At 68.6% G+C, this 6720-nt stretch carries 4 protein-coding genes and 1 pseudogene; 2 read left to right on the top strand and 3 right to left on the bottom strand.

Annotation, left to right across the window (positions count from 1 at the left end; all coding sequences use genetic code 11):
• Positions 1 to 125 precede the first annotated feature (125 nt).
• Positions 126 to 410: pseudogene (locus tag ACFPN1_RS13855) on the bottom strand (CDP-alcohol phosphatidyltransferase family protein); the annotation flags it as partial.
• Between the two features lie 445 nt (positions 411 to 855).
• Here ACFPN1_RS13855 and purH point away from each other — a divergent pair.
• Both purH and purD read left to right on the top strand, forming a co-directional pair.
• Positions 856 to 2460: a bifunctional phosphoribosylaminoimidazolecarboxamide formyltransferase/IMP cyclohydrolase gene (gene purH, locus ACFPN1_RS13850; RefSeq protein ID WP_386755722.1), complete on the top strand. Its 1605-nt coding sequence runs from the start codon at positions 856 to 858 to the stop codon at positions 2458 to 2460.
• Between the two features lie 469 nt (positions 2461 to 2929).
• On the top strand, positions 2930 to 4222 hold the full coding sequence (purD, locus tag ACFPN1_RS13845; protein ID WP_386755721.1) for a phosphoribosylamine--glycine ligase: 1293 nt from the start codon (positions 2930 to 2932) through the stop codon (positions 4220 to 4222).
• A gap of 136 nt (positions 4223 to 4358) precedes the next feature.
• Here purD and ACFPN1_RS13840 read toward each other — a convergent pair whose 3' ends face one another.
• Both ACFPN1_RS13840 and ACFPN1_RS13835 read right to left on the bottom strand, forming a co-directional pair.
• Positions 4359 to 4643, bottom strand: a complete 285-nt coding sequence (locus ACFPN1_RS13840) for a hypothetical protein (RefSeq protein ID WP_386755720.1) — start codon at positions 4641 to 4643, stop codon at positions 4359 to 4361.
• Between the two features lie 109 nt (positions 4644 to 4752).
• Positions 4753 to 6582, bottom strand: a complete 1830-nt coding sequence (locus tag ACFPN1_RS13835) for a diguanylate cyclase domain-containing protein (protein WP_386755719.1) — start codon at positions 6580 to 6582, stop codon at positions 4753 to 4755.
• Positions 6583 to 6720: the final 138 nt, after the last annotated feature.

Raw genomic sequence — 6720 nt, 5'->3', positions numbered from 1 at the left:
GGTGTTCTACAACCGCGTTCGCCTGCATTCGGGGTTGGGTTATCGATCACCGATGCAGGCCGAGCGGGAGTATCAATCGGTCAGGGCTGTATCCTGACTACCTGTCTGTGGAATGCGGGGCAGTCCAGTTCGTTGAGGTACGTGCCCAGGCGCGATTGCTGGCCGAATTCGCGCGCGAGCATTCCATCGATCGCGTTGAGCGCCATGCGCGCGAACATCCACACCGGCAGCAGCGCGAACCACGCCGGTTGCGCGCCCGCTTCGCGCCACACCAGCACCGCCACTGCCAGCGAAACCAGCGCGGCCAGCACCGTCACCTGGTTCGCGGTGACGCCCCAGCCATGGAGGCGTCGCACCAGCGGCCGCAGCAGCGTCTGGAAGTGTCCCTTCAGTGCGTAGATCGATGCCAACGGCCTTCCCCGGGTCGCCATCCTGCGTTGGTCGGGGAGCTTAGCGGCTGGCGGCGGGGAAGCGCAGCGGTGCGGCTCCGTCTCGACGCCGACCGTCGCCCGCGTGGGAGTCGGGTTTCATCTGGCTGCGCCGTGCCGTGCCGGGGCGCGGGCAGCAACCGCAACGTCAAAATGGATCCCGGCTTTCGCCGGTATGACGGACTCGGGTGTCGCATGGATTGCAGACACGCACGGAGAGGCACCGGATGTCGCATGTGTCGCGCGCACGGAAGACGGCGCAGGGAGTCGGCGCGAGTGGCCAGCACAAGGGAAGACACACCGCGGCTGCACCGGAATGACGAGTCGGGCGACGCCGCGCCCGATGCCCGCCCCGCCACCCCGAACCCCGCCGTCCGCCCGCCCCCGCCCTCTATAATTCCGGGTCTTTCTCGCCCGCCTTGCCCCCATGACCACCGACCGCCTGCCCGGCACGCCTGTCAAAGTCAGCCGTGCCCTGCTCTCCGTTTCCGACAAGACCGGCCTGATCGATCTCGCCCGCGCCCTGGCCGCGCGCGGCGTCGAACTGCTCTCGACCGGCGGCACCGCCAAGGCGATCCGCGAAGCGGGCCTGTCGGTGAAGGACGTCAGCGACGTCACCGGCTTCCCCGAGATCATGGACGGCCGGGTCAAGACCCTGCACCCCAAGGTGCACGGCGGCCTGCTCGGCCGGCGCGGCACCGACGACGCGGTGATGGCGCAGCACGGCATCGCACCGATCGACCTGCTGGTGCTGAACCTGTATCCGTTCGAACGCGTCGCGTATGCGCCCGACGCGCGCTTCGACGACATCGTCGAGAACATCGACATCGGCGGGCCGGCAATGCTGCGCGCCGCGGCGAAGAACTTCGCCCACGTCGCCGTCGTCACCGATCCGGCGCAATACGCGGAACTGCTGGCGGAAATGGACGCCAACGACGGCGCGCTCAGCGCGCAGACGCGCTTCCGCCTGAGCGTGGCGGCGTTCAACCGCGTCGCCCAGTACGACGGCCGCATCAGCGACGTGCTGTCGTCCATCGCCGAGCCCTCCGACGAGGGTGCGAAGAACCGCGCGCAGTTCTCCGGCCAGGCCAACGGCAATTTCGTGAAGGTGATGGACCTGCGCTACGGCGAGAACCCGCACCAGCAGGCCGCGTTCTACCGCGACCTGTGGCCGGCGCCGGGCTCGCTGGCGACGTTCACCCAGCTGCAGGGCAAGGAGCTGTCCTACAACAACATCGCCGACTCCGACGCGGCATGGGAATGCGTGCGCCAGTTCGACGCGCCCGCATGCGTGATCGTCAAGCACGCCAATCCCTGCGGCGTCGCGGTGGCGGGCGGCTGTGGCGATGCCTACGAGAAGGCGTACGCGACCGACACCACCTCGGCCTTCGGCGGCATCATCGCCTTCAACCGCACGCTCGACGCCGCGACCGCGAAGACGATCCTCGACCGCCAGTTCGTGGAAGTGCTGATCGCGCCGGACTACGAGGAAGGCGCGCTCGATTACGCGAAGAAGAAGGCCAACGTGCGCGTGCTGCGCATCCCGATGGCGCCGCCGTCGGCGGGCTTCATCGACTGCAAGCGCGTCGGCTCGGGCCTGTTGATGCAGAGCGCCGACGACCGCGTGGTCACGCGCGACGAACTCAGGGTGGTAAGCAAGGTCGCGCCGACGGACGCGCAGCTGACCGACCTGCTGTTCGCGTGGAAGGTGGCGAAGTTCGTGAAGTCCAACGCGATTGTCTACGCGAAGGACGAACGCACCATCGGCGTCGGCGCCGGCCAGATGAGCCGCGTGTACTCGGCGCGCATCGCCGGCATCAAGGCGAACGACGCGGGCCTGGTGGTGCCGGGCTCGGTGATGGCCTCCGACGCGTTCTTCCCGTTCCGCGACGGCATCGATGCGGCGGCCGAAGCCGGCATCAAGGCGGTGATCCAGCCGGGCGGATCGATGCGCGACGCGGAAGTGATCGCGGCGGCGGACGAACACGGCATCGCGATGGTGTTCACCGGCGTGCGGCATTTCCGTCACTGACGGCGGTCGTTTGCAGAGCAGCCGTCGAGGTCCGTGTCTCCCCAGCTGCGGGGAGAAGGTGCCCGGAAAGCTTGTACCGGAATTTTGCAGTTCTCTTCTCCCCGCTTGCGGGGAGAAGATGCCCGAGGAGCCTGCCCCCGAATGCTGTAATCGGGGGGCAGATGAGGGGCGCATTTCGCCGTTGCCATTGCGATAACGCCCCTCCCCTCACCCTGCCTCGCTGCGCGAGGCTGTCCCTCGCTCTGCCCCCGGCCCTTGCGCATAGCGCAAGGACGTTCAGTCGGACGTGCGCCGGTGGCGCACAATCGTCCGCCTTCACCCCGCAAGCGGGGCGAGGGAGTGTTCCCCTTCTCCCCGCCCGCGGGGAGAAGGTGGTGCGAAGCACCGGATGAGGGGCGCGGCGCAGCGGCGACCGCAGTGACCTGACCCGCTCACCATGCACGTTTGCTACAGAGAACAGGAGCAGCCCATGAAAGTCCTCGTCATCGGTTCCGGCGGTCGCGAACACGCCCTGGCCTGGAAACTCGCGCAATCCCCGCGCGTTTCCGAAGTGCTGGTCGCTCCCGGCAATGCGGGCACGGCGAACGAAGCGAAGTGCCGCAACGTGCCGGTCAACGCCACCGATCTCGACGGCCTGCTCGCGCTGGCACGCGACGAGGGCGTGGCGGTGACGGTCGTGGGCCCGGAAGGACCGCTGGTCGCCGGCGTGGTCGACAGATTCCGCGCGGCCGGCCAGCGCATCTTCGGCCCCACCGCAGCGGCCGCGCAGTTGGAAGGCAGCAAGGCCTTCGCCAAGGATTTCCTCGCCCGTCACGGCATTCCCACCGCGCACTACGCCGTGCACACGCACGTCGAGGAAGCGCTGGAATACGTGCGCGAGAAGGGCGCACCGATCGTGATCAAGGCCGACGGCCTGGCCGCCGGCAAGGGCGTGATCGTGGCGATGAGCCTGGCCGAAGCCGAGGCCGCGATCACCGACATGCTCGGCGAATACTCGTTCGGCGCCGCGGGCGCGCGCGTGGTGATCGAGGAATACCTCGACGGCGAGGAAGCCAGCTTCATCTCGATGGTCGACGGCAGCTTCGCGTTGCCGATGGCCACCAGCCAGGACCACAAGCGCGTGGGCGACGGCGACACCGGCCCCAACACCGGCGGCATGGGCGCGTACTCGCCCGCGCCGGTGGTCACGCCCGAAGTGCACGAGCGCGTGATGCGCGAAGTGGTGAACCCCACCGTGCAGGGCATGGCGAAGGACGGCGTGCCGTTCACCGGCTTCCTCTACGCCGGCCTGATGATCGACAGGTCGGGCGCGCCGAAGGTGATCGAATTCAACGTGCGTTTCGGCGATCCGGAAACGCAGCCGGTGATGCTGCGCCTGGACAGCGATCTGCTCGATCTGGTCGAAGCCGCGATCGACGGGCGCCTGCGCGAGGCCAAGCCCGCGTGGAATCCGCGCCCGAGCCTGGGCGTGGTGATGGCGGCCGAGCACTATCCGGGCACGCCGCGCACCGGCGACGTGATCAACACCATCGACGCGCCGGAAATCGAGGACACCAAGGTGTTCCACGCCGGCACCAGGGTCGAAGGCGAGCACGTGGTGACCTCGGGCGGACGCGTGCTGTGCGTGTGCGCGCTGGGCGACAGCGTGGCCGATGCGCAGCGCCGTGCGTACGAAGCCGTCTCCGGCATCTCCTGGCACGGCGAGTTCCACCGCCACGACATCGGCTGGCGCGCGATCGAGCGGGAGAGCGTCCCTGCCTGATCTGTTCCGCGCTTCTCCCCGCACCGCGGGGAGAAGCTGTCCGAAGGGCTGATGCGGGGCGCGCGCGCAGCGAGCAGGGTTTTTTCCCGGCACGCGCGCGTGGCAAAGGAACTCCCTGCCACCGCCCCCGACATCTCTAATGCACGCTGCCCGGCGATGCCTCCTCCGGCGCCGGCTGCAACTGCACCACCAGTTCCTCCAGCGCGGTGATCTCCGCTTCCAGCGCGTCGTGCAGTTCGCCCTGGCGCGTCATCAGTTCCTCGATCCGTTCGGCCTGCTTGAGCTTCTTCAGCTCGCCGTCGAACAGCAGCCACTGCGCCGTGAGCCGCTCGACGTTGTTCTTCGAGTAGTGGCGCATTTCCTTGAGCTGGGTGAGGGTGTCGTTGACCTGGTCGAACGGCGTCTTGTTTTCCGCGGACATGAGCGACCTCCTTCTGCAGGTGCGTCGGCAGGGTAGCCACGCGATGCTGGCCGTAAACGAAATGGCGCGCCGCAGCGTGGACGTCGCGTGAAGAAGCGGCCGTCGCGGCTTACAGGCCGGCGAGCTCGTCGCCGTAGCGCGGATCGGTCACCGCGCGCATCCGGTAAGTGTTGCGACCGGCCTGCTTGGCCGCGTACAGCGCCGCATCGGCCGTGGTCAGCAGGGCGGTGGTTTCCACCGCGCTGACCGTGTAACCGATGCCGATACTGGTGGTCACCGTCAGCGCGGTGCCTTCGACCTCGATGCAATGGTGCATTTCCGCGAGCAGCTTGCGCGCGATCGCCTCGGCCGCCGCCGGCAGCATCGCGTCCTCGACCACGACCACGAACTCGTCGCCGCCCAGGCGCGCCACCAGGTCGATCACGCGCACGCAGCGCGACAGGCGCTCGGCGAAGGAGCACAGCACCTTGTCGCCGACCGCGTGCCCCCAGGTGTCGTTGATGCGCTTGAAGTGGTCCACGTCGAGGTACATCAGCGCCACCGGCGTGCCGTGGCGACGCAACCGCTGCAGCGCCAGGTCCACGCGCTCGTCGAACTGGCGCCGGTTGGCCAGTCCGGTGAGCGCGTCCACCCGCGCGAGCCGCGCCAGTTCGTCGCGGCTGGCTTCCAGCGCCTGCTCGGCGGCGACGCGACGGCTGATGTCGCGACCGGTGTAGATGATGTCCATGCCGTGGCCGTCGGTGGCGGGAATCGGCCGCGTCACCGCTTCGATCCACACGAAGTGGCCATCCTTGTGACGGACGCGGTAGACCGCGATGCGCGGCTCGCCGCTGGCGAGCACCTCCTGCATGGTCTGCCGCTGCAGTGCGCGATCGTCGGGATGGACGAGATCCCAGCGCGACCCCAGCATCTCCATCGGCGTCCAGCCGAGGATGTCGCGCGATGACGGCGACACGTACAGGCGCTCGCCGCTCGGGCTCATGCGCACGATCACGTCGTGCGAGTAGTCCGTGAGCATGCGATAGCGCTGCTCGCTCTCGCGCAGGCGCGCGTTGAGGCGCTTGCGTTCGGCCATCGCCAGCGCCACCGGGATCGTCATCAGGCACGCGCCGGCGATGTACAGCTGCAGCAGGGCGACGTGGCCGGCGGTGCCCAGTTCGTCGACCAGGGTGATCGGTCCGCGGCCCAGCGCCGTTGCCACGCTGCCGACGAGACCCAGCACCAGAATGCCCACGGCGACACCGGGGAAACGGAAGCGGAACGCGCCCAGCAGCAGCGGCGGATAGGCCAGGAACAGCACCGGATAGCGCACGCTGAAGACCAGCACGCTCACCACGACGACCAGCAGCATCGCCAGCACGAACGACACCCGCCGCCCGTCCGCGGAAAACAGGCCGCGGCCCTCGCGCTGCAGCACCACCGTACTGGTCGCGAAGATCACCATGCCCACCACGTGCGCGGAGAACCAGGCGAGGAAACTGATGCCGAAGCTGCCCTGCTGGAACAACGCCTTCACCGCCGACGCGAGCAGGCCCGACACGATGCAGGCGACCAGCGCCGCGGCGATGGCGATACCGCCGGCCCGGACCCAGTGCCGGGGCTCGCCGATGTCGGGAATGCGCTGCCGCACGACGATGGCGACGATCGCGACTTCGACCGTATTGGCCAGCGCGATCGCGATCGCATAGGGCACGGGATGACCGGCCACCAGCCGCGCCAGCACCTCGGCGCAGAAGCCGGCCGCGAGGTAGGCCGGCCACTGCGGGGACCGTCGCGACATCAGCCAGCCGGTGAGGATGCCGTTGCCGAACCAGACCGCCGCCAGTTCGCCGGGACCGCGTGCGAACTGGATGGACAGCCACGCCAGGACGCCGATCACCAACGCGACGATCGTGCAGTCCTGCCAGAACCGCGCCGGTACCGGAATGGCATCGCGCATGACCACCTCTCGTCCAGAGAGCTGTCCGCATCATAGAAGATGCGCCCGCCGCGAGTTTGAACCTGCGGCGGCGCGCCACCGCATCCGGGAAAACACCCAGGCCCAGAGCCTGGGCGCACGGCACTTTCCCCATAGCCG

Origin of the sequence: Lysobacter yangpyeongensis (assembly GCF_042655745.1) — a bacterium.
GTDB classification, from domain to species: Bacteria; Pseudomonadota; Gammaproteobacteria; order Xanthomonadales; family Xanthomonadaceae; genus Agrilutibacter; species Agrilutibacter yangpyeongensis.
Note: the sequence above shows the minus strand (reverse complement) of the source record. Positions and strands in the feature narration are given on the sequence as shown.